This is a genomic window from Reyranella sp. CPCC 100927 (assembly GCF_007859315.1).
Classification (GTDB): domain Bacteria; phylum Pseudomonadota; class Alphaproteobacteria; order Reyranellales; family Reyranellaceae; genus Vineibacter.
Genome location: NZ_VOHA01000001.1, coordinates 418710 through 440224, shown reverse-complemented (window position 1 = coordinate 440224; position 21515 = coordinate 418710). Strand labels below are relative to the sequence as shown.

General features: G+C 66.9%; 17 protein-coding genes. 10 read left to right on the top strand and 7 right to left on the bottom strand.

Translation table 11 applies throughout. The features are described from left to right. Positions 1 to 64 precede the first annotated feature (64 nt). Positions 65 to 1255, top strand: coding sequence for an ABC transporter substrate-binding protein (locus FQU96_RS01990; protein WP_146539158.1), 1191 nt, complete (start codon positions 65 to 67; stop codon positions 1253 to 1255). Positions 1256 to 1370: 115 nt separating this feature from the next. Here FQU96_RS01990 and FQU96_RS01985 read toward each other — a convergent pair whose 3' ends face one another. Then, positions 1371 to 2369 carry a LacI family DNA-binding transcriptional regulator gene (locus tag FQU96_RS01985; RefSeq protein ID WP_146539157.1) on the bottom strand — a complete coding sequence of 333 codons (999 nt, stop codon included), beginning with the start codon at positions 2367 to 2369 and terminating at the stop codon, positions 1371 to 1373. A gap of 219 nt (positions 2370 to 2588) precedes the next feature. Here FQU96_RS01985 and FQU96_RS01980 point away from each other — a divergent pair, with 219 nt between their 5' ends. The 9 genes from FQU96_RS01980 to FQU96_RS01940 all read left to right on the top strand — a co-directional run bounded on the left by FQU96_RS01980 (position 2589) and on the right by FQU96_RS01940 (position 11936). After that, entirely contained in the window at positions 2589 to 3695 is a 1107-nt protein-coding gene (locus FQU96_RS01980; RefSeq protein WP_146539156.1) for a glycoside hydrolase family 172 protein, read from the top strand. A gap of 137 nt (positions 3696 to 3832) precedes the next feature. After that, a complete protein-coding gene (locus FQU96_RS01975) occupies positions 3833 to 4834 on the top strand; it encodes an ABC transporter permease (protein WP_146539155.1) in 1002 nt (333 codons plus the stop codon). Position 4835: 1 nt separating this feature from the next. Continuing rightward, the gene (locus tag FQU96_RS01970) at positions 4836 to 5657 is read left to right on the top strand and encodes an ABC transporter permease (RefSeq protein WP_146539154.1); all 822 of its coding nucleotides are present in this window, start codon (positions 4836 to 4838) and stop codon (positions 5655 to 5657) included. Next, positions 5654 to 6613 carry an ABC transporter ATP-binding protein gene (locus FQU96_RS01965; RefSeq protein ID WP_146539153.1) on the top strand — a complete coding sequence of 320 codons (960 nt, stop codon included), beginning with the start codon at positions 5654 to 5656 and terminating at the stop codon, positions 6611 to 6613. The genes FQU96_RS01970 and FQU96_RS01965 overlap by 4 nt, the downstream gene beginning before the upstream one ends. Further along, positions 6610 to 7431 carry an ABC transporter ATP-binding protein gene (locus FQU96_RS01960; RefSeq protein WP_146539152.1) on the top strand — a complete coding sequence of 274 codons (822 nt, stop codon included), beginning with the start codon at positions 6610 to 6612 and terminating at the stop codon, positions 7429 to 7431. The genes FQU96_RS01965 and FQU96_RS01960 overlap by 4 nt, the downstream gene beginning before the upstream one ends. Before the next feature lie 168 nt (positions 7432 to 7599). Further along, positions 7600 to 9480 carry an ABC transporter substrate-binding protein gene (locus FQU96_RS01955; protein ID WP_146539151.1) on the top strand — a complete coding sequence of 627 codons (1881 nt, stop codon included), beginning with the start codon at positions 7600 to 7602 and terminating at the stop codon, positions 9478 to 9480. Positions 9481 to 9646: 166 nt separating this feature from the next. Beyond that, a complete protein-coding gene (locus tag FQU96_RS01950; RefSeq protein ID WP_146539150.1) occupies positions 9647 to 10645 on the top strand; it encodes an aldo/keto reductase in 999 nt (332 codons plus the stop codon). Then, positions 10642 to 11511 carry an amidohydrolase gene (locus FQU96_RS01945; protein WP_146539149.1) on the top strand — a complete coding sequence of 290 codons (870 nt, stop codon included), beginning with the start codon at positions 10642 to 10644 and terminating at the stop codon, positions 11509 to 11511. Before FQU96_RS01950 ends, FQU96_RS01945 begins: the two co-directional genes overlap by 4 nt. Further along, positions 11505 to 11936: an RbsD/FucU family protein gene (locus tag FQU96_RS01940; protein ID WP_146539148.1), complete on the top strand. Its 432-nt coding sequence runs from the start codon at positions 11505 to 11507 to the stop codon at positions 11934 to 11936. The genes FQU96_RS01945 and FQU96_RS01940 overlap by 7 nt, the downstream gene beginning before the upstream one ends. Before the next feature lie 57 nt (positions 11937 to 11993). Here FQU96_RS01940 and FQU96_RS01935 read toward each other — a convergent pair whose 3' ends face one another. From FQU96_RS01935 to FQU96_RS01910, 6 genes are read right to left on the bottom strand one after another with little or no spacing between them, the layout of a single operon-like run. After that, a complete protein-coding gene (locus tag FQU96_RS01935) occupies positions 11994 to 15407 on the bottom strand; it encodes a carboxyl transferase domain-containing protein (RefSeq protein WP_146539147.1) in 3414 nt (1137 codons plus the stop codon). Next, positions 15404 to 17707, bottom strand: coding sequence for a CoA transferase (locus FQU96_RS01930; RefSeq protein WP_146539146.1), 2304 nt, complete (start codon positions 17705 to 17707; stop codon positions 15404 to 15406). The genes FQU96_RS01935 and FQU96_RS01930 overlap by 4 nt, the downstream gene beginning before the upstream one ends. After that, positions 17704 to 18666 (bottom strand): ABC transporter ATP-binding protein, encoded by a 963-nt coding sequence (locus tag FQU96_RS01925; protein ID WP_146539145.1) that lies wholly within the window; start codon positions 18664 to 18666, stop codon positions 17704 to 17706. Before FQU96_RS01925 ends, FQU96_RS01930 begins: the two co-directional genes overlap by 4 nt. Then, positions 18666 to 19652, bottom strand: coding sequence for an ABC transporter ATP-binding protein (locus FQU96_RS01920; RefSeq protein ID WP_146539144.1), 987 nt, complete (start codon positions 19650 to 19652; stop codon positions 18666 to 18668). Before FQU96_RS01920 ends, FQU96_RS01925 begins: the two co-directional genes overlap by 1 nt. 1 nt (position 19653) lies before the next feature. Beyond that, positions 19654 to 20553 (bottom strand): ABC transporter permease, encoded by a 900-nt coding sequence (locus tag FQU96_RS01915; RefSeq protein ID WP_146539143.1) that lies wholly within the window; start codon positions 20551 to 20553, stop codon positions 19654 to 19656. Further along, on the bottom strand, positions 20543 to 21463 hold the full coding sequence (locus FQU96_RS01910) for an ABC transporter permease (protein WP_146539142.1): 921 nt from the start codon (positions 21461 to 21463) through the stop codon (positions 20543 to 20545). The genes FQU96_RS01915 and FQU96_RS01910 overlap by 11 nt, the downstream gene beginning before the upstream one ends. Positions 21464 to 21515: the final 52 nt, after the last annotated feature.

Sequence of the window (21515 nt, the reverse complement as noted above, 5' to 3'; positions counted from 1 at the left end):
GAGGTCATCCCGAGCGCAGCGGGGGATGATGGAATGTCGAAACAAACATCTGGAGGAAACGATCATGAAGCATGTCTTTCGTCTGCTGGCCGGGGCGGTCGTGTTCGCCGCGTTCGGCGGCGCGGCGCTGGCGCAGAAGCAATATGGTCCCGGCGTCAGCGACACCGAGATCAAGGTTGGCCAGACCGCGCCGCTCAGCGGCCCGGCGTCGGCCTACGGGCAGCTCTCGCGCGCCGAGGCGGCCTACTTCAAGACGCTCAACGACAAGGGCGGCATCAACGGCCGCAAGATCACCCTGATCACGCTGGATGACGGCTACAGCCCGGCCAAGGCGGTCGAGGGCGTGCGCCAGCTGGTCGAAGGCGACAACGTGGCGCTGATCTTCAATGTGCTGGGCACGCCGATCAACACAGCGGTGCGGCCCTATCTCAACCGCCGGCAGGTGCCGCAACTCTTCATCGCCGCCGGCTCGATCAGCTTCGCCGATCCGGCGAAGTTCCATTGGACCATCGGCTGGCAGCCCAATCTGCTCGACGAGGCGCGCTTCTATGCCCAGCACGCGCTCAAGACCAAGCCCGATGGCAAGATCGGCGTGCTCTACCAGGACGACGATTTCGGCAAGGAGATGGTGGCGGGGCTGAAGGCCGGCCTGGGCGATAAGGCCGCCAAGATGATCGTGAGCGAACAGAGCTTCATGGCCACCGATCCCACGATCGAGTCGCAGGTGATCGCGCTGCGCGGCGCCGGCGTCGACACGCTGTTCCTGTTCACCTACGCCAAGCAGGCCGCGCAGGCGATCCGCAAGCTCGACGATCTGCAGTGGAAGCCGCAGACCTACCTGCATCTGGGTGCCGCCTCGGTCGGCGCCACCTTCAAGCCGGCGGGTCTGGAGGCCTCGGCCGGCGTCATGACCGCCGGATTCATGAAGGATCCCAACGACCCGAAATGGGCCGACGATCCCGACATCAAGGTGTGGACCGAGTGGATGAAGGCCAACATGCCGGGTGCCGACCTGTCCGACACGCTGAACCTGGCGGGCTATGCCTACGCCATGACCCTGGAGCAGGTGCTGCGCCAGGCTGGCAACAACCTCACGCGCGAGAACATCATGAAGCAGGCTGCCAGCCTGAAGGATTTCCGCATCCCGGTGCTGCTGCCCGGCAGCCTGATCAACACCAGCGCCACCGACTACAAGGTGATCGAAACCGTCCGCCTGCAACGCTTCAACGGCAAGAGCTGGGATTTCGTGGATTGACGTTTTTTTGGGACCGCGCGCGTCCACGCGCGCATCGGCGCATTAGCGCCGACAGTGCCTCGCTCTTCGCTTCGCTATGAGCGAATGCGCGCGTGGACGCGCGCGGTCCGAAAAACTAACCGCGCACCGACGAATCGCGGATGCGCAGCTCGGCCTTCAGCCGCACGACGCGCGGTGGCAAAGCGCGCGCGGTTTCGTCCCTCAGGCGCTCGAGCAGCAGAAGCATCGCCTGCACACCGATCGCCTGCGTCGGCTGCGCTACCGTCGTCAGACGGGGATGAAAGACGTTGGCCCAGTCGAAATCGTCGAAGCAGGCCACGGCGATGTCGTCGGGACAGCGCAGGCCGGCGTCGTGGATGGCCCGCATCAGGCCGATGCCCGACAGGTTGTTGCAGGCGAAGATGGCCGTCGGCCGTTCGGCCAGCGACAGCAGCTTGGCGGCGGCCTTGTAGCCGTCGTCGGCGCCGAAGCGGGCGCTGCCCACCAGTGCCGGCTCGTAGGCAATGCCAGCCTCGGCCAAAGCCTGGCGATAGCCGTCATAGCGCTCGCGTCCGGTCGACAGGGACCGACGACCGGTGATCAGGCCGATCCGACGATGGCCTGATGCAATCAGGTGGCGCACGGCATCGCGCGTGGCAGCCACGTTGTCGATGACCACGGCATCGGTCTCCAGCCCCTCGACCAGCCGATCGATCAGGACCACCGGCGTACGCCTGTTCTCGATCAACGCGCGCAATTCCGGCGTTTCACCTGAAGTGGCGACGATGAAACCGTCGACCATGCGGTCAGCCAGCAGCCGCAGGTGCATGCGCTCGTTGTCCGGATCCTCGTCGCTGCAACAGAGCATGACGCCGTAGTTGTGGCGATGCGCCTGCTCCTGGATGGCGTGGATCACCGTGGTGAAGAACGGGTTGGTGATGTCGGCCACCATCAGGCCGATCGTCGACGTGGTGCCGGTCTTCAGGCTGCGTGCGATGGCATTGGTCTTGTAGCCGACCAGCTTGATCGCCTTCTGGATGCGCGCCTTCAGCGCGGCACTGACGGGCGCTGAACCGTTGATCGCCGCCGACACCGTGGCGAGGGACACATCGGCCGCTTTGGCGACGTCGACCATGGTCGGCGCGCGCCCTTGCCGCGGCGCACGTCGGGATGCGGCCTTCCTTGGTTTTGTGTCTAATCGTTTCGACATCAACGCCTATAGATCGCACACAAACGACCCTTCATCAACGAAGGATGCCCATAACACGGCGGCGCAACCGGATTGACCTTGTCGAAACGTTTCGATACGAATCCTAACAACGACAAACGATGCCTGTCCTGGGAGGGAACGGCGATGGCGGCTTTCAACGGGCTCGGACTCCATCTCGGCAACCTGTCGCGCCTGTCCGATGCCAAGACACGGTCGATCAGCCCGGAGAATTTCACCGGCGCACGGGGCCAGGGCGGCATGGCCACCGAGGGCACCGGCGCATCGCCGGCCCGCTCGCTGGGCCAGGGCTGGAAGGTGTCGCCGTCGATCGATGTCGCGCCCGGGACGACGGCGGTGCTGGCCGATATCACGGGACCGGGCGCCCTGCAGCACATCTGGGCCACCATCCGCGGCGGCCGCTGGCGCTTCCTGATCCTGCGCATCTACTGGGACGGACAGGAGAACCCCTCGGTCGAATGCCCGATCGGCGACTTCTTCGCCAACGGCTGGGAGCGCTATGCGCCGGTTAATTCGCTGGCGGTGTGTGTCAATCCCGGCCGCGCCTTCAACTGCTACTGGGAGATGCCGTTTCGCCAGCATTGCCGCGTGACCTTGACCAATCTCGATGAGGTCGAGACGCGCATCTACTACCAGATCGACTACACACTGACCGACGTTCCGGCCGATGCCGCGTATTTTCACGCGAGCTTCCGGCGTTCCAATCCGCTGGCCTACAAGACCGACCACGTCATCATCGACGGCATCAAGGGCAAGGGCCACTACGTCGGCACCTACATGGCCTGGGGCAGCAACAACACCGGCTGGTGGGGCGAAGGCGAGATCAAGTTCTTCATGGACGGCGATCGCCCGTTTCCGACCATCTGCGGCACCGGCACCGAGGATTATTTCTGCGGCGCCTACAATTTCGACGTCGGCATCTGCGAGGCCGAGCAGCCGCATGCCTACAGCCCGTTCTCGACCGCCTATGCCGGCCTGTGCCAGGTGATCCGGCCCGACGGCGTCTACAAGTCGCAGCAGCGCTTCGGCCTGTACCGCTGGCACATCATGGACCCAGTACGGTTCGACACCGAACTGCGAGTGACCATGCAGGCGCTGGGCTGGCGGCCCGACAAGGAGCGCCGCTACCTGCCGCTACAGGACGACATCGCCTCGGTGGCGTTCTGGTACCAGACCTTGCCGCACGCGCCCCTGCAGGCGCTGCCCGATCGCGACTTCCTCGAGGTGATCTGACGACTGAGGTCCCACGCCAATGCAGGCGCTCGACGCACGCAACACACATGTCATCCCGAGCGTAGCGAGGGATCTTTACGAGGTGACGCACGACGTGCCCGTTGCGCATGATCCCTCGCTGCGCTCGGGATGACAAAATGGCCCGTCACGCGCGCTTCCTGATCGGCCGGTTGGCCTCCTATGTGGCCGTGGTGCTGGTGGGCATCACGTTCATCTTCATCATTCCCCGTCTCCTGCCGGTCAACCCGGTCGAGGCGATGCTGGGCCGGATGATGTCGCAGGGCGCCTACATGCAGGAGTCGCAGGTGACGGCGCTGCGCGAGGCGCTGTCGGATGCCTTCGGCCTGAACGGCACCCTGCTGGAGCAGTACGTCGGTTTCATGAAGCGGGCGCTGTTCAGCCAGGATTTCGGCCCGTCGCTGGCAATGTATCCGACACCGGTGCGCGAGCTGATCGGCCAGGCGCTGCCATGGACCTTCGGCCTGCTGCTGTCCTCCGTGCTGATCGCCTGGGTGGTCGGCAATGCACTGGGGCTGATCATCGGCACCATGCCCAACAGCCGCGTGTCCAAGTCGCTGGAAGCGGTCGCCATCGTCTTCTATCCAATCCCCTACTTCATCCTGGCACTCGTGCTCAGCATCCTGTTCAGCTACGTCTGGAAGGTTTTTCCGCTGACCACGACGGTGCGCGGCGCGCCGTGGAGCTGGGAGCTGATCTCCAGCGTCATCTACCACTCGTTCCTGCCGGCCGTGTCGATCATTGCCGTCACCTTCGGTTGGTGGATGCTGTCGATGCGGGCGCTGTCGTCGACCCTGATGGACGAGGACTTCGTGGTCTACGCGCGGCTGAAAGGCCTGGCGCGCTCGCGCATCCTGCTGCGCTACGTGCTGCCCAACGCCATGCTGCCGCAGGTCACGTTCCTGGCCCTGCAGCTGGGCCTGATGTTCAACGGCTCGATCATCGCCGAGATCGTGTTCAGCTATCCCGGCGTCGGCTCGCTGATCTACACCGCCATCCTGCAGGGCGACTACAACCTGCTGATGGGCACGGTGTCGCTGTCGATCATCGCCGTCGCCACCGCCACCCTGCTGGTCGATCTGCTCTATCCGCTGCTCGACCCCCGCATCCGGCACCGCTGACATGCGCGGCAAACTCGCCCTCGGCACCCTCATCGTCGGCCTGGTGATCCTGGTCGGGCCGCTGGCGGCGTTCATCGCACCGGACGATCCGCGCGTCTGGCAGACCCATCCGCGCAACCAGTGGCCCAGTATCGAGCATCTGCTGGGCACCACGGCGCTGGGCCAGGACACGTTCTGGCTGCTGAGCTGGTCGGTGCGCAATTCGCTGATGCTGGGCGTGGGTGTGGCGGCGCTAGCCACCCTCATCGGCGTCGCGGTCGGCCTGCTCGCGGGCTATCGCGGCGGCACGACGGACCGGGCGCTGTCCTTCCTGATGGATGCGCTGATCGTCATTCCCAGCCTGCCGTTGCTGATCCTGCTGTCGTCGATGACCAAGGGCCAGACCTCGCTGCTGGCGGTCGGCACCATCCTGGTGATCTTCAACTGGCCCTTCCCGGCGCGCCAGATCCGTGCCGTGGCGCTCTCCATGCGCGAACGCGATTTCGTCAATCTCGCCTGGTACTCGGGCGAGTCCGTCGGCCGCATCCTGTGGCGCCAGATGGTGCCCTACCTGCGCGGCTGGGCAGTGGCGAACTTCATCAACACCATCCTGGTGGTGGTCGCCGTCGAGTCGAGCCTGGCGTTTCTGGGCCTGTCCAACGACAACGTGCCCACCATCGGCACCATGATCTACTGGGCGCTGAAGTATCAGGCCCTGATCGCCGGGCGCTGGTGGTGGCTGCTGCCGCCGATCATCTCGATCATCCTGATCTTCGTCGGCTTCTTCCTGCTGTCCAATGCGCTGGCCGACCGGCTGCGCATCAACCCGATGGCAGCGCGATGATCGTGGTCGACAACGTCGTGGCGGGCTACCGTACGCCTTCAGGCATCGTGAAAGCGGTCGATCGCGTGTCGCTGGAGGTGCGCGACGGCGAGATCCTGGGCATCGCGGGCGAGTCGGGCTGTGGCAAGACCACGCTGCTCAAGCTGCTCTACGGCAACCTCGCCGACGGATTGGAGATCCTCTCCGGCCGCGTCTACTGGCGCGATCCCGACGGCAGACGCACCATCGAGTGCGCCGATTTCCGCAAGCACTGGTGGGAGATCTTTTCCTACGTGCCGCAGGGCTCGATGAGCGCGCTCAACCCGCTGATGCGCATCGCGCCGCAGATGCTGGATGCCGGCACCGGCGGCACGCGGCCCGACATGGCGGCACGCCGCGCGCGCATCGCCAAAACCATGGCCGAACTCGATCTGCCCGAGCGCACGCAGCGGCTCTATCCGCACCAGCTGTCGGGCGGCATGCGCCAGCGCGTGCTGATCGGGCTCGCAGCCTACGTCGATCCCGATGTCGTCCTGGCCGACGAGCCGACCACGGCGCTCGACGTGGTCGTGCAGCGCCAGATCCTGGAGAACCTGGTGCGCCTGCAGCGTGCGCGGCAGAACGCGATCGTGATCGTCTCGCACGATCTGGGCCTGCATGCCCAGATCGCCGATCGTGTTGCCGTGCTCTATGCCGGGCGCCTGGCCGAGATCGGCACGGCGGATGCCGTGCTGCATCGCCCGGCCCATCCCTACACGCAGGGCCTGGTCGACGCGCTGCCGCGGCTGGGCGACAAGCGGCCACGCCAGGGCATCGATGGGCGGCCGCCCGATTTCATGGCCATGCCGCAGGGCTGCCGCTTCCGGCCACGCTGCAATCGCGCCATCGAGGCGTGCGCCGGCGTCGATCCCGATCCGCAGCCGCACCAGGGCGATCGCACCGCGGCCTGCATCCGGCTTGCGGAGGCTACCGCATGACGCAGCCCATCCTCGAGGTCAGCAACCTGCGCAAGGCCTATCGGCAGGGCGGACTGTTCGGCGGCAGTGCCGGCCCGGCCGCGCTGGCCGATGTGTCGCTGGCGTTGCGGCCCGAGGACGGCAAAGTGCTGTCGATCGTGGGCGAGTCGGGCAGCGGCAAGACCACGCTGGCGCGCATCGTACTGCGGCTGGTCACCGCCGATTCGGGAACGGTGTCGGTTGCCGGCCAGACGATCGTCGCATCAGGCGCGCGCACAGTCGACAACCGTACCTTGCGCCACCTGGTGCAGCCGATTTTCCAGAATCCATTCGAGGCCTTCAGCCTGCAGCTGCCGGTCGAGGAATATCTCTTCCGCACCGCCATCAACCTGGGCGATGCCGCGATGCGCAGCAACCCGAAACCCGCCGTCGAGGATGCGCTGACCGCCGTCGGCCTTGGCTACGCGCGCATCGCCGGCAAGGGCATCCGGGCCTTCTCCGGCGGCGAGCTGCAGCGGATCTCGATCGCCCGCGCGCTGATCGCCAAGCCGCGCCTGATCGTGGCCGACGAGCCGGTGAGCATGGTCGACGCCTCACTGCGCATGACCATCGTCAACCTGTTCAAGGAACTGAGCGAGCAGCTGGGTGTGGCGTTCGTCTACATCACGCACGATCTCAGCACCGCTTACTACCTGTCGGACGTCATGGCGATCATGCGCCAGGGCGAACTGGTCGAGTTCGGCCGGCCCGAGACGATCCTGCAATCACCCCGCAACGACTACACCAAGGCCTTGCTGGACGCGATCCCGACGCTGGATCGGCGGTGGAGCATTGGATGAAGAGCGTCACAGACAGAAATCCTCCCCACGCAGTGGGGAGGTGCCCCGAAGGGGCGGAGGGGAGCCGACGTGGTCTGGGTAACTGAGACCACGTGGGGTCCCTCTCCGGCCTTCGGCCACCTCCCCCACTACCGTGGGAGAGGGAATCAGGGAGGGAGGAGAACAGCCATGAGACTGCGCACATGGATCGCCGCGGCGGCGCTGGCCGCGGCCGGCTGGGCGGGCACCGCCTGGTCGCAGGGCATGACCGATGTCGGCACACCGCGCAAGGATACGCTGGTGGTCGACATCCTGACCGGACGGGTCGGCAATCCCAAGCGGATGAACCCGTACCTGGAAGGCAACATCCTGGTGCAGGGCCTGCATCAGCTCGCCTACAGCAACCTGTGGGAGATCGACACCGTCAAGGGCACGCAGTATCCGGCATTGGCCGCGACCCTGCCCGAGGCGCTCGACGGTACATTCACCAAGTGGCGCTTCAAGGTGCGCAAGGGCCTGGCGTGGTCGGACGGCACGCCGTTCAGCTCGGCCGACGTGGTCTTCACCGCGCGCATGGCGCTCGACAATCCCAAGCTGCCGTACCACCGCTTCATCGTCTCCAACGTCAAGGATATCCGCGCCGTCGACGACGAGACCATCGAACTGGAGACGGTGAATCCGCTGCCCAAGATCACCTATTCCTTCGGCTCGGTGATCTTCGGCAACTCCTTCCGCGTCGTGCCCAAGCACATCTGGGAGAAGGTCGATCCGCTGACCTTCGAGAACTATCCGCCGGTCACCATCGGGCCCTACAAGCTCAAGGATTCCGATCCCAACGGCTTCTGGTTCCTGTGGGAGAAGCGCGAGGATTGGCAGCGCACCGACGTCGGCCAGATGATCGGCGAGCCCAAGCCGAAATATGTGCTGTTCCGCTCCTACGGGCCGGAAGAAAAGCGCATCATCGCCATGGCGCAGAACGAGATCGACATCCTGACCGACATCACGCCGGAAGGACTCGAGATCCTGCGGCTGCGCAATCCCAAGGTGAAGGCATGGTACGACGCCTTTCCGTGGGCCAACCTGGATGATCCCTGCGAGCGCGGCATTTCGTTCAACAGCTCGGTGGCGCCTTACGACAAGTGGCAGGTGCGCTGGGCCCTGGCGCTCGCCACCAAGATCGACGATGTCAGCATCGCCACCTTCTCCGGCATGCTGCGCGCCTCGCCGATCCACGTTCCGCCGATCGCGATCCTGATGCGCACCTACCACGAGCCGATGACGGGCTGGCTGAAGGAGTTCGCGCTGCCTGACGGCTACAAGCCGTTCGATGCCGACTATGCCGTGCGCATGGGCAAGCGGCTGGCGGCCGAGCGTATCGAGGGCCTGCCCAAGGACGAGGCCGGCCTGCGCCAGCTGTTCGGCGTCGGCTGGTGGAAGCATGATCCGGCCAAGGCGCGGCAGCTGCTGGAGAGCGTCGGCTTCAAGAAGACCGGCAACAGCTGGACCATGCCGGACGGTTCGCCGTGGAAGATGACCATCAATGCACCGGCCGACTTCGAGATCCAGTCGCAGCGACTGGCCTTCGCGGTGGCCAACGAGTGGAAGAAGTTCGGCATCGACGTCAACGTCCAGCAGCAGCAGGGCGGCGTGTTCGCCACCGAGTACGCCACCGGCAACTTCCACGCCGGATCCTACTGGAGCCAGAACTGTGCCATCGGCCCCGATCTCTGGGTGCGCATGGAATGGTGGCACGAGCGCTATGTCAGCCCCAACGGGCAGCCGGCATCGTTCAATCGCGAGCGCTATCGCTCCGCCGAAGTCAGCCGCATCATCGACCAGATGGCGCGCCTGCCGGTGACCGACCCGAAGAACGTCGAGCAGGGCACGGCGCTCTTGCAGGAGCTGGTCAAGGGCATGCCGGTGATCCCGATGTTCGGCACCTCCAAGTTCGTGCCGGTCAATACGACGTACTGGAAGAATTACCCTTCGGCCTCCAACTACTACGAAGGACCGTGGTGGTGGTGGTCGAACTTCAAGTACATCGTCGCCCGCCTCGAGCCGGCGCAGTGACGATGCGGCATGAGCGCAACGCGCGTACCTTCCCCCGGAGGGGGAAAGCGGCACGCAGCGCCGGAAGGGAGATGTTGCGACCGACTCGGTTTCGATGTGATCGACCGAAACAGGTCGAACATCCCCCTTCCCGCCTTCGGGCACCTTCCCCCTCAGGGGCAAGGATATGAACGGCATACCACTTCACCCCTTCGGCCGCAGCGGCGTCGCGATCACGCGGCTCGGGCTGGGCACGGCGCCGCTCGGTGGGCTGTTCGCACCTGTCAGCGATGCCGCGGCCGAGGCGACGGTGGCGCGGGCCTGGGAACTCGGCATCCGCTATTTCGACACCGCGCCGCTCTACGGCTTTGGTCTTGCCGAGCGACGGCTGGGCCCGTTCCTGCGCTCGCAGACACGCGATTCTTTCGTGCTGTCGACCAAGGTCGGCCGCCTGCTGAGGCGCACGACCGCCGGCCAGCCACCTGACGATCCCACCTACAAGGGCACGCCGCCCGAGCGAGCCGTGTTCGACTTCAGCTACGACGGCGTCATGCGGTCGGTCGACGAGAGCCTGGCGCGACTGGGCCTCGACCGCATCGACATCCTGTTCGTCCACGACCCCGACGATCATCATGACGCCGCCGTCGCCGGGGCCTTCCAGGCCCTGGCGCGCCTGCGTGGCGACGGCACGGTGCGCGCGATCGGCGCCGGCATGAACCAGCACGAGATGCTGGTACGCTTCGCCGACGAAGCGCCGTGCGATGGCTTCCTGCTGGCCGGCCGCTATTCGCTGCTCGACCAGAGCGCATGCACCGGCCTGATGGCCCTGTGCGCCGAGCGTGGCATCGGACTGGTACTGGGCGGCGTCTTCAACAGCGGGATCCTGGCAAACCCGCATCCAGGCGCGACATTCAACTACGCGACAGCCAGCCCCGAGCTGGTCGTGCGCGCGCGGCGACTGGACATACTGTGCCGTGCCCACGGCACCCACTTGACGGCGGCAGCGATTCAGTTCGCGCTGGCGCACCCTGCCGTCAGCGGCATCGTGCTGGGTGCGCGCACCGCGCATGAGATCGAGGAGAATGCTGCCATGGCACGCCTGGACGTGCCAACGGCGCTGTGGGCCGATATCAGGCGCGAAGGTCTCGTCGATCCGGCGGCACCGTTACCGGGAGACGCGCGATGAGCAGCCTCGTGATCGACGCGCATCAGCACTTCTGGGATCCGGCGCGGGCGCACTATCCCTGGATGGCGGATGCCGCGTTGACGCCGATCCGCCGTGCTTTCGGGCCCGATGACCTGGCGCCGCTGCTGGCTGCCAACGGCGTCGATGCCAGCATCGTGGTGCAATGCCGCTCGTCGATCGACGAGACGGAGGGCTTCCTCGCGATCGCGGCCGCCACACCCTTCGTGGTCGGTGTGGTGGGCTGGGTCGACCTGACGGATCCCGCCGTCGGCGCTCACCTCGATCGCCTGCAGCGCCGGCCCGACGGCGGCAAGCTGGTCGGCATCCGGCACCAGGCGCATGACGAAGCCGATGCCGACTGGCTGTCACGCACCGATGTGCGCCGTGGGTTTGCCGCGGTATTCGAGCGGGGCCTTGCCTACGATTTGCTGGTGCGCAGCCGCGAACTGCCGGCCGCCACCGCGGTGGTGCACGCCTTCCCGCACGGCCGCTTCGTGCTCGACCACGCCGCCAAGCCGCCGATCGCCACGGGCTTCGATCAACACTGGGCCGACCGGCTCGCCGCGCTCGCTGCCTGCCCCAACGTCTGGTGCAAGATCTCCGGCCTGGCCACGGAAGCCGATTGGCGTGACTGGGATGCCGAACGGCTGCAGCCGGCCATCGATCATGCCGGACGCTGCTTCGGTCCGGACCGGTTGATCTTCGGCTCGGACTGGCCGGTCTGCCTGCTGGCCGGCAGCTACGATCGCATCAAGGCGGCCACCGAGACCTGCCTGGCCACACTGGGCGCAACGGCGCTCGACAAGGCGCGCGGCGCCAACGCCCAGCACGCCTATCGGCTCACGACCGGAGACCCTGGATGTTGATCGGACTGGACCCCCTGCTCGGCCCGGACCTGCTGCACGCGCTGCGCGCCATGGGGCATGGCGACGATATCGTGCTGGCCGATGCCAACTTCCCCGCCCACGCGGTGGGACAGCGCGTGATGCGGTCCGACGATTGCGATCTGCCGCGCCTGCTGGCGGCGGTGCTGAAAGTGCTGCCGATCGACCAGGTCGAACCGGATGCCGCGGTCGGCATGGAGGTCGTCGGCGACGCCGGACGACGGGAGCCGGTTCACATCGACATCGAGCGCCTGCTGGCCACGCAGGCCGAACCACGCGTCAGTCTGACGTTGATCGAACGCCACGCGTTCTATGCCCGCGCCCGCAGCGCTTTCGCGGTCGTCGCCACGGGCGAACGTCGTTTCTACGGCAACGTCATCCTGCGCAAGGGCACGATCGCGCCGTAGTGGAGCCCTGTATCGACGTCAGCCTGTGGCGGAAGACGGAGTCCGAACGAAGACACCCTACCACCCGTCAACGCAGGGCCGTTTCTTGCCGGTGCGCGGCGGCGGCAGCGGCATCGAGCGCAGGCCGGCCATGATCCATTTGCGCGTGTCGGCCGGATCGATCACGTCGTCGAGTTCGAACAGCGAGGCGGTGTTGAGCGCTTTGCCGCGTTCGTACATCTCCGCGACCATGCGCTCGAAGGCCGCCATGCGCTCTGCCGAGTCCTCGATCGCCGCCAGCTCCTTGCGGCGGCCAAGCTTGACCTGGCCCTCCAGGCCCATACCGCCGAACTCGCCGGTCGGCCACGAGATCGCGAACACCGAGGCGTGGAAGCTGCCGCCGGCCATGCCCAGCGCGCCCAGGCCATAGGCCTTGCGGATCACGACCGTGAAGGTGGGCACCGTGACGTTGGCGCCGACGAGATAGGTACGGCAGCAATGGCGCACCAGTGCCGTCTTCTCATGCTCCGGCCCCACCATGTTGCCGGGCGTGTCACACAGGAACAGCAGCGGGATGTCGTGCGCGTCGCACAGCTGCATGAAGCGCGCACCCTTGTCGGCGGCCGGGCTGTCGATGGCCCCGGCCAGGTGCGCCGGGTTGTTGGCCACCACGCCGATCGGCTGGCCTTCGATGCGGATCAGCGCCGTGATCATGCCGGCACCGAAGCCGCGGCGGATCTCCAGCATCGAGCCGGTGTCGGCCATGGTCTCGATCAGCGCGCGCATGTCGTACGCCCGCAGCCGGTTCAGCGGCACGGCGTGGCGCAGATGGCGCTGGTCGGCGCAGCGCCAGTTGGCCACCGGCCCCTGGAAGTACGACAGGTACTGCCGCGCCACTTGGACGGCCTCGGCCTCGTCCTCGACCGCGATGTCCACCACGCCGTTGGGCACCTGCACGGACATCGGGCCGACCTCTTCCGGCCGGTATACGCCAAGGCCGCCACCTTCGATCATCGCCGGGCCGCCCATGCCGATCGTCGAATTGGCGGTGGCAATCACCACGTCACAGCAGCCCAACAGCACCGCGTTGCCGGCAAAGCAGCGGCCCGACGTGATGCCGACCAGCGGCACCAGCCCGCTCAGCCGCGCGAAGCGATGGAACGTGTCGAGTTGCAGGCTGCCCACCGACACGCTGTCGGTGTCGCTGCCACGGCCGCCGCCGCCTTCGGCAAGCATCACCAGCGGCACGCGCCACTGCTCGGCGAGCTTGAACATGCGGTCCTTTTTCTCGTGACCTTTCTTCCCCTGCGTGCCGGCCAGCACGGTGTAGTCGTAAGCGACGACGGCCACGCGACTGTCCTTGTGCGGGAACTGGTCGCCGTTGACGCGGCCCAGTCCCATGATCAGCGAGTCCGCCTGGGTGGTGTCGACCAGCTCCTGCAGGCTCGTGGTGCGCCGGCGCGCGGCCACGACCAGTGACCCGTACTCGACGAACGAGCCGGGATCGCACAGATCGGCGATGTTCTCGCGCGTGGTGCGCTGGTTGGTTTTGCGCCGGCGGGCGACCGCATCGGGCCGGTTTTCGTCGTGCGTCTTGGCTTGGCGCGCCAGCACCTCGGCGAGATCGGGACGGATTTCGTCGAGGTCGATCGCCTGCGCCTCTTCTACGGCCTTGCCCGCCGCATCGGAGGGCTCGATGAACAGCAGCGGGTGTCCCTCGAAGACGGTGTCTCCCATCACCACCGTCAGCACCCTCACAATGCCGCCGGTTGCCGCCTTGACGACGTGTTCCATCTTCATCGCGTCCATCACCAGCACCTGCTGGCCGACTCGCACCACATCGCCTTCGGCCACACTCAGGCTGACGATGGTGCCCTGCATGGGCGCCGGCAGCGGGACGGTGCCATCGGGTCCAACGACCTCCATCACCTCGGGCCCGGCGACCATCGCAACAGCATCGAGCCTGCCCGACGGCGCACCGAGGGTCCGGCCGTGATTCAGTACGGCCAGCGGATCGGCGGCATCGACCCGCGCACCCGCCAGTCGCGGCGCCCCGGCAGCGGCCTGTGGGGCGAAGTATCGACTTGGATGAACCTCAGCGTCACCGGCGAGAAGCTCGCCGATGCGTTCGTCGATGAACCGCGTGTGTGTACGGCAGGCCTTCACGTCGGCGTGGCCCAGCAATGTCTGCAGAAAGCCGATATTCGTCGGCACGCCCACAATCTTGAACTCGGAGAGCGCGCGATAGGCTTTGGCCGCCACGTCCGCAAATTTGCCGGACGGCGCGTGCACGATGACCTTGGCCAGCAGCGAATCGAAACGCGGACTGGTGCGATAACCCGCGTAGCCAAAGGCGTCGACCCGCGTACCCCGGCCGCTCGGCGGCTCGAAGGCGGTGAGCGTACCGCCGGCCGGACGCGCCGTGCCGTCGGCGGTCATGGTCTCCATGTTCACGCGAACCTGCACCGCCATGCCGCGCGGCTTCGGTACGGACTCCTGCATCAGGCCCAGGTCGGCCAGCGTGGCGCCACCGGCAATATCGAGCTGGGCACGCACAAGATCGATGCCCGTCACCTCTTCGGTCACGGTGTGCTCGACCTGCAGGCGCGCGTTGGCCTCGATGAAAGCAACGGCGGCGCCGTCGCCGTCATCGCCGGCGTCGACCAGGAACTCGAACGTGCCCGCGCTGCGATAGCGCGCCGCTGCCGCCAGGCGCACGGCCGCATCGAGCAGCCGGGCACGCACGGCCGGCCGCAGCGCCGGTGCCGGCGCGACCTCGATCAGCTTCTGGCGCTGGCGCTGGATGCTGCATTCGCGCTCCCAGAGGTGGCTGACGGCACCCGTGCCATCACCGACCACTTGCACCTCGATATGACGGGCGCGCGCAAACAGCTGCTCGACATAGATGTCGCCGTTGCCGAATGCCTGCATCGCCTCCGAGCGGCAGCGCTCGTACGCCTCGTCCAGATCGTCGATGTCGAACACCGGGCGCATGCCGCGCCCACCACCGCCGGCGATCGCCTTGATCATGACCGCGCCGCCGCGACCAAGCGACTGCAGGAACGCCCGCGCCTCGGCGAGGCTGGTGGCCTTCGTCGTTCCCGGCATCACCGGCACGCCGCACCGCTGGGCCAACGCCCGCGCCTGCGCCTTGTCGCCGAAGAGATCCAACGTCTCGGGTGACGGCCCCACGAACGAGATGCCGGCATCCGCGCAGGCGCGCGCGAAGCCGGCATTCTCGGCGAGGAAACCGTAACCCGGATGGATGGCATCGCAGCCGGCCTCGCGCGCCACTGCCACGATCTGCGCCGCATCGAGATAGGCCGCGGTGCCGACGCCTTTCAGCGCGCGTGTCTCGTCGGTGCGGCGGGTATGCAACGACAGCGCATCGTCCTCGGAATGCACACTCACAGTACGGATGCCGGCGTCGGCCGCGCTGCGCGCAATGCGGATGGCGATTTCGCCGCGGTTGGCGATCAACAGACTTTTCATTGTGCTGCCCCCAGCACGGCGCGCGTGCCGATGACGCCGGATGTTTCCAGCGACGTGAATTCAGTGACGGACAGGCCGAGTTCGCCCACCAGCACGGCCTCGTTATGCTCGCCCAGGGTCGGGGCCGGCGATTGCAGCGGCGGCGCGCGCCCGTCGATCCGGTACGGCGCCAACGGCGCGATATGACTGCCGATGAAACGTCTCCTGGCCCGGCGCCAGAAGCCGCTCCCGACAAGCTGCGGGTCGGCCAGCAGATCCTGCGCCGCATAGATGGACGCCGCCGGCACGCCCGCGGCTTGCAGCACGTGCACGGCGTCGAATGGATCCCAGGACGCCGCCCACTGGCGCACCAGCTGCTCCATTTCGGCTTCGCGCTCCTTGAGCCGCGCCAGGCCGGTGTCGGGCGGCATCGCGAGTTGGGCGCAGCCGATGGTTTTCGCCAGGGCGTTCCACTGTGGAGTGGTCTCAACGACGATGGCAATCCATCGGGCCGCCGTATTGGTCGGCGCCACCACCCGCAGCGCCGACAGCGGATGCCGACTGCCGCTGCGCATCAGCGGTTCCGACTGCGTGGACTGTGCGACGATGGCATCGGCGCACAACTGGAACAGGCACTCGACCTGACCGAGATCGATCACGGTGCTGGCGCGACCGTGACGTCGGCCATAGAGGGCGATCAGGCAGGCGACGGCGCCATACAGGCCGCCAATCGGATCGCCGTAGGCCACGTGCTGCATGGTGGGTGGGCCATCAGCCTCGCCATTGACGAAGGGCAGGCCCGATGCTTGTTCGACCGTCGAGCCGTAGGCGCGAAAGCCGCTCCATGGGCCCGCGGCACCGAATGCGCCCATGGACATCGCGATCAGGCCCGGTGCGCCGGCGGCCAATGCCTTGGGCCCGATGCCGAGCTTGTCGAGCACGCCGGGCGCATAATTCTCGACCATGATGTCGGATTGCGCCGCCAGTCGGCGGACCAGCGCCTTGCCGGCTTCCGTCTTCAGATCCAGCGTGATGCCGCGCTTGTTGCGGTTGACCATGAGGAACGACGGCCGCGTCTCGTAGGGCGGCGGATCGCCATCCAACGGACCATCGAAGGCCCGCCACCAATCGAAATGCGTGCACGACTCGACCTTGACGATGTCGGCGCCGAGATCGGCGAAGTGGCGTGTGGCCAGCGGCCCGGCCCACCCCATCGACAGATCGAGCACACGCACGCCGCGCAGCGGCAGGTCCGGCATTGTCTTCGGCCGCCGCAGCGCAACCGTATCGGCCCGCGCGCCAACGTCCATCCGAAACGGCATCGTGGGACCGACGGCGGAGTCGGCACCCGGCACGGGCGCGAAGCTGCCGCGTCCTTGCCAGTGCGGCGTCCGCGGCAAGGCCGCGAGGTCGGGGACGGGCGCCATGGGAATACGCCGCGCCTGTCCTTCCTTCAGCCAGTATGCGGCCGGACGAGTCTTGAAGGCCGGCACCAGGACCGGGTCGAGCGCATCGGCGCGGTCCAGGCGTTGCAATGCCACCTGGCTTTGGGGATCACGCGCGAGCTCGGGGCGGCCAATCAGGTCGCACAGCGCCGTCCATTGCGGCACCGTGAGCGCAGTGACGCCGATCCAGCCATCGCTGGCGCGATAGATCCCGCCGGGATAGGTCGGCGTGAAGCGGTTGACACCGCGGCGCACGACCTTGTCGCCCGTCAATGCCAGGCTGGCGGCGCCGCCTTCCGAGAAGCAGAGATTGGCGTCCAGGATGTTGACGTCGATGCGGCGGCCTTGCCAGCCGGCATCGCGGCCGATGAGCGCCCCCATCGCGGCGATGAACGCCGTCGCGCCGGCGACGACCTGCGGCGCATGTCCGCGCGGCAGCAGCGGCTGGCCATCCTTCGGCCCTGTCGCATAGGCCACGCCACTCATGGCCTGGATCAGGGCGTCGGTGCCGCTCCACCGCGCGTACGGTCCATCGGCGGCAAACCACGTCAGCCCCAGGCGTACGACGGCCGACAGCCCGGCCGCCTCTATGGACGCATCGGCGGCTTTGACCTGATCCGGGTTCTGTCCCGCAATGACCAGATCGATGGTCGAACTCAATGCCGCGCCAATGCGGCTCGACGCCGGCTGTTTTCCATGATCGAGCCAGGACGCATAGGCGGCACTGCCGGTGCCGCCATAGCCCACGCCGATCGCGTTGGGTGAACCAGCCTGCAGCACCGTTGCGCCATGGGCGGCAAAAAGACGACCGCAATAGCGTGTCGCGACACCATCCGGGCACTCGAGGATCGTCAGCCCGGCCAGCGGACCACTCATGTTGCCTCCGCAAGATGACAGGCGCCGGCATGACCGCGGCCGAGCGAACGCCAGGCCGGCGGTTCGATCGCGCACCGCTCGACCGCGCGTGGACAGCGCGGATGGAACTTGCAACCCGGCGGCGGCGCCAGCGCACTTGCGATCTCGCCGCGAATAGCGTCCAGCGGCGGCCGATGATCGGGATCAGGGCGCGGCACGGATGCCAGCAGCGCCTGGGTATAGGGATGCCGCGGCCGCGCGAAGACTTCCTCCGTAGGACCGGCCTCGACCATGTTGCCGAGGTACATGACGCCGACCCGTGTGCTGAAATGCTCCACCAATGCCAGATCGTGCGCGATGATCAGGTAGGCCAGCCGGAAGCGTTCCTGGATGTCGGCCAGCAGGTTCAAGATCTGGGCGCGGATCGACACATCCAGCGCCGAGATCGGTTCGTCGAGCACGATACAGCGCGGGTTGACGGCGAGCGCCCGCGCGATCGCGATCCGCTGGCGCTGCCCGCCACTGAATTCGTGCGGAAACAGGTCGGCCGCCGTGGCCGGCAGGCCGACGACGTCGAGGACTTCTTCCACGCGCCTGCGCAGGGCCGCACGATCGGGCCGTTCGTGCGCCAGGATCGGTTCGGCGATGATCGTGCGCACGCGCAGCCGCGGATTGAGCGAGGCGTAAGGATCCTGAAAGACGGCCTGGACATGCCGGCGATAGGCCTTGAGGTCGGCCCCCGACAGGCCCGCCAGATCGCGGCCCTCGAACAGGATAGCGCCTTCGGTTGGCCGCTCCAGCATCAGCACCATCTTGGCGATCGTGGTCTTGCCGCAGCCCGACTCGCCGACCAGCGCGACCGTCTCGCCGACATCCACGGAGAAGCCCAAGCCATCGACGGCACGCACGGTGCCGCCGGCCTGCAGCAGTCCGCCGCCGACGCGGAAATGCTTCTTCAGGTCGCGCACCTCCAGCAGCATCAGCGCGCCTCCGGACCCGGCAGCCAACAGGCCACCTTGTGGCCGGGCGCCAGCTCGACCTCGGGCGGATACTGCGCTTCGCACTGGGCCGTTCGCCGCGCGCACCGCGCGGCGAATCGGCAGCCGACGGGCGGATCGATCAGGCTGGGCGGCTGGCCACCGATCGCATGCAGGCGTTTGCGCTTCTGACCCAGGTGCGGAATCGCGTTCAACAGCGCCTGAGTGTAGGGATGCGCCGCGTTGCGGTAGATCGTACGCACATCGCCCACCTCGACGACGCGGCCGGCATACATGACCGCGACGCGGTTGCAGATCGATGCCGCCACACCCAGATCGTGCGTGATCAGGATGATGCCCAGGGCGCTGTCGCGCTGCAGTTCGCGAAACAGCTCGATCATCTGCACCTGGATGGTGACGTCGAGATTGCTGGTGGGCTCGTCGGCGATCAGCAGCCGCGGCGCGCAGGCGATCGCCATGGCCGCCACGACGCGCTGGCGCATGCCGCCGCTGAACTGGTGCGGGTAGTCGTCGAGACGCTTCTCGGGCGAGGGAATGCGCACGCGCCGCAGCACCTTGACCGCCGCCGCGCGGACCGCGCGGGCACCCTGCGCCAACCGATGATAGCGGAACGGCGCGCCGACCTGGTCGCCGACGGTAAACACCGGGTTCAGCGACGTCATCGGATCCTGCGACACCATCGAGACGCGCCGACCACGCCAATCGCGGGCCATCTCCTCTTCGGAGAGCGTGGTCAGGTCGATGCCGTCGACCCAGATACTCCCTTCGACGATACGGCCGCTCTGTTTGGGCAGCAGCCGCATGATCGACAGGCTGGTCATGCTCTTGCCCGACCCGGACTCGCCGACGACGCCCAGGGTCTCACCGGCATCGACATGCAGGTTCACGCCGTCGACCGCCCTCACGACGCCGCGCTTCAGGAAAAGATGGGTGCGCAGGTTCTCGACGCGCAGCAGCGGTTGGCTCATGTCACAGCTGCCGCCGCTTGGGATCGAAGGTATCGCGCAGCCAGTCGCCTACCATGTTGGCGGCCAGGCAGGTCAGCATGATGGCGATGCCGGGCATGGTGATCGCCCACCAGGCGTTGGTGAGATAGTTGCGCGCATCAGACAGCATCAGGCCCCACGATACATCGGGCGCCTGGATGCCGAGCCCGAGGAAACTCAGGGAGGCCTCGAAGATGATGACCTGGCCGACCTGCAAGGTGGCGAGCACCAGCAGCGTGTTCATGATGTTGGGCAGCAGGTGGCGGAAGAAGATCGTGCCGGTGCCGCAGCCGGCCACCTTGGCCAGCGCCACGTAGTCGCGTTCCTTGAGCGAGAGGATCTCGCCGCGCACGATACGGGCGTACCACGTCCAGTACGTGACGATGATCACCACGATCACGGTGCTGAAGTCGGCGCCGAACACGGCGGCAATCACCAGCGCCAATGCCAGCGACGGGATCGAGAGCTGAATGTCGACCAGCCGCATGATGACGGCATCGACGACCCCGCCGAAATAGCCCGAGATCATGCCGATCAGGCCGCCGATGCTGCCGGCAAAGATGATGGCGTAGAGCGCCGAGACCAGCGACACGCGCGCGCCGGCGATGATGCGGCTCAGGATATCGCGGCCGAGATTGTCGGTCCCCAGCGGATAGGCCCAATCGCCCTTCTCGGCCCAGGCCGGCGGACGGAAGGCGGCGCCGAGATCCAGCCCGTTGGGGTCATGGGGCGCAATCGTCTCGCCGCCGACGGCGGCCACGATCACGACCAGAAGCGTCAGCATCGAGAGCCACGGCAGGCCGCCGCCCCGCAGGCGCACCAGCAGTGAAGACAACGGTCCACGCGCGGGCAGCGTCGGGAATGCGGCGCTGTCAGCGGTCATAGCGAATCCTCGGATCGATGAGACCGTAGGACAGATCAACCAGCAGGTTCGAGGTGACGAACAGGATCGAGGTCAGGAGCACGCCTGCCTGCACCACCGGGAAGTCGCGCGAGAACACGGCCTCGACGACCGTGCGGCCGACGCCCGGCCAGGCGAAGATCGTCTCGACCACGAAGGCGCCGCCCAGCATAGCCGCAAAGTAGACGCCGAGAATCGTCACCAGCGGGATCGCGGCGTTGCGCAGCGCGTATTTCCAGATCAGCACACGCTCGCTGGCGCCCACGGCACGGCCCATGCGAATGTAGTCGCTGTCGAGCACGTCAAGCATGGCCGAGCGCACGATGCGCGTCTGCGCCGCCACCGGATACCAGCCCAGTGCAATGGCCGGCATGATGATGTGCGCCGGTGTGCCGTAGCCGTAGGCCGGCAGCAGGTTGAACTGGATGGCCAGGATCAGGATCAGCAGCAGGCCGACCCAGAAGTTGGGCATGGCCTGGCCCAGCATGGCGAAACCCTTGCCCAGCGTGTCGATCCACGAGCCGCGATAGACCGCCGACAGCACGCCGAACGGCACGGCCAGCAGGATCGAGAACAGCAGCGCCGCCAGCGCCAGGTAGATCGTGGCCGGCAGACGGTCCAGCACCAGCGACATAGCCGGCGCCTGCCAGCGGTAGGAATTGCCGAAATCGCCGGACAGGGCATTGCCGGCAAAGATCAGGTACTGCCGCCACAGCGGCTCGGCCAGGCCCATATCGCGGCGCACCTGCTCGATCAGCGCCGGCGGCGCTTCGGTCGGCAGCAGCAGCACGATCGGATCGCCGCTCAGCCGCGAGATGAAGAAGATCACGATGCTGGCGCCGACGATGCTGACCAACCCCTGCACGACGCGCTTGGCGATATAGACGAGCATGGGCGGACTGCCTATGGCACCGGCGCGCAGCGCCGGATCATGACCGATGTCG

What these genes read in the sequence shown, in the direction of transcription:
- FQU96_RS01925 (WP_146539145.1), bottom strand. Translation starts at nt 18,666, where the DNA reads ATGCTGCTGGAGGTGCGCGACCTGAAGAAGCATTTCCGCGTCGGCGGC.
- FQU96_RS01915 (WP_146539143.1), bottom strand. Translation starts at nt 20,553, where the DNA reads ATGACCGCTGACAGCGCCGCATTCCCGACGCTGCCCGCGCGTGGACCG.
- FQU96_RS01970 (WP_146539154.1), top strand. Translation starts at nt 4,836, where the DNA reads ATGCGCGGCAAACTCGCCCTCGGCACCCTCATCGTCGGCCTGGTGATC.
- FQU96_RS01965 (WP_146539153.1), top strand. Translation starts at nt 5,654, where the DNA reads ATGATCGTGGTCGACAACGTCGTGGCGGGCTACCGTACGCCTTCAGGC.
- FQU96_RS01985 (WP_146539157.1), bottom strand. Translation starts at nt 2,369, where the DNA reads ATGGTCGACGTCGCCAAAGCGGCCGATGTGTCCCTCGCCACGGTGTCG.
- FQU96_RS01975 (WP_146539155.1), top strand. Translation starts at nt 3,833, where the DNA reads ATGGCCCGTCACGCGCGCTTCCTGATCGGCCGGTTGGCCTCCTATGTG.
- FQU96_RS01990 (WP_146539158.1), top strand. Translation starts at nt 65, where the DNA reads ATGAAGCATGTCTTTCGTCTGCTGGCCGGGGCGGTCGTGTTCGCCGCG.
- FQU96_RS01955 (WP_146539151.1), top strand. Translation starts at nt 7,600, where the DNA reads ATGAGACTGCGCACATGGATCGCCGCGGCGGCGCTGGCCGCGGCCGGC.
- FQU96_RS01920 (WP_146539144.1), bottom strand. Translation starts at nt 19,652, where the DNA reads ATGAGCCAACCGCTGCTGCGCGTCGAGAACCTGCGCACCCATCTTTTC.
- FQU96_RS01935 (WP_146539147.1), bottom strand. Translation starts at nt 15,407, where the DNA reads ATGAAAAGTCTGTTGATCGCCAACCGCGGCGAAATCGCCATCCGCATT.
- FQU96_RS01940 (WP_146539148.1), top strand. Translation starts at nt 11,505, where the DNA reads ATGTTGATCGGACTGGACCCCCTGCTCGGCCCGGACCTGCTGCACGCG.
- FQU96_RS01910 (WP_146539142.1), bottom strand. Translation starts at nt 21,463, where the DNA reads ATGCTCGTCTATATCGCCAAGCGCGTCGTGCAGGGGTTGGTCAGCATC.
- FQU96_RS01950 (WP_146539150.1), top strand. Translation starts at nt 9,647, where the DNA reads ATGAACGGCATACCACTTCACCCCTTCGGCCGCAGCGGCGTCGCGATC.
- FQU96_RS01980 (WP_146539156.1), top strand. Translation starts at nt 2,589, where the DNA reads ATGGCGGCTTTCAACGGGCTCGGACTCCATCTCGGCAACCTGTCGCGC.
- FQU96_RS01930 (WP_146539146.1), bottom strand. Translation starts at nt 17,707, where the DNA reads ATGAGTGGTCCGCTGGCCGGGCTGACGATCCTCGAGTGCCCGGATGGT.
- FQU96_RS01960 (WP_146539152.1), top strand. Translation starts at nt 6,610, where the DNA reads ATGACGCAGCCCATCCTCGAGGTCAGCAACCTGCGCAAGGCCTATCGG.
- FQU96_RS01945 (WP_146539149.1), top strand. Translation starts at nt 10,642, where the DNA reads ATGAGCAGCCTCGTGATCGACGCGCATCAGCACTTCTGGGATCCGGCG.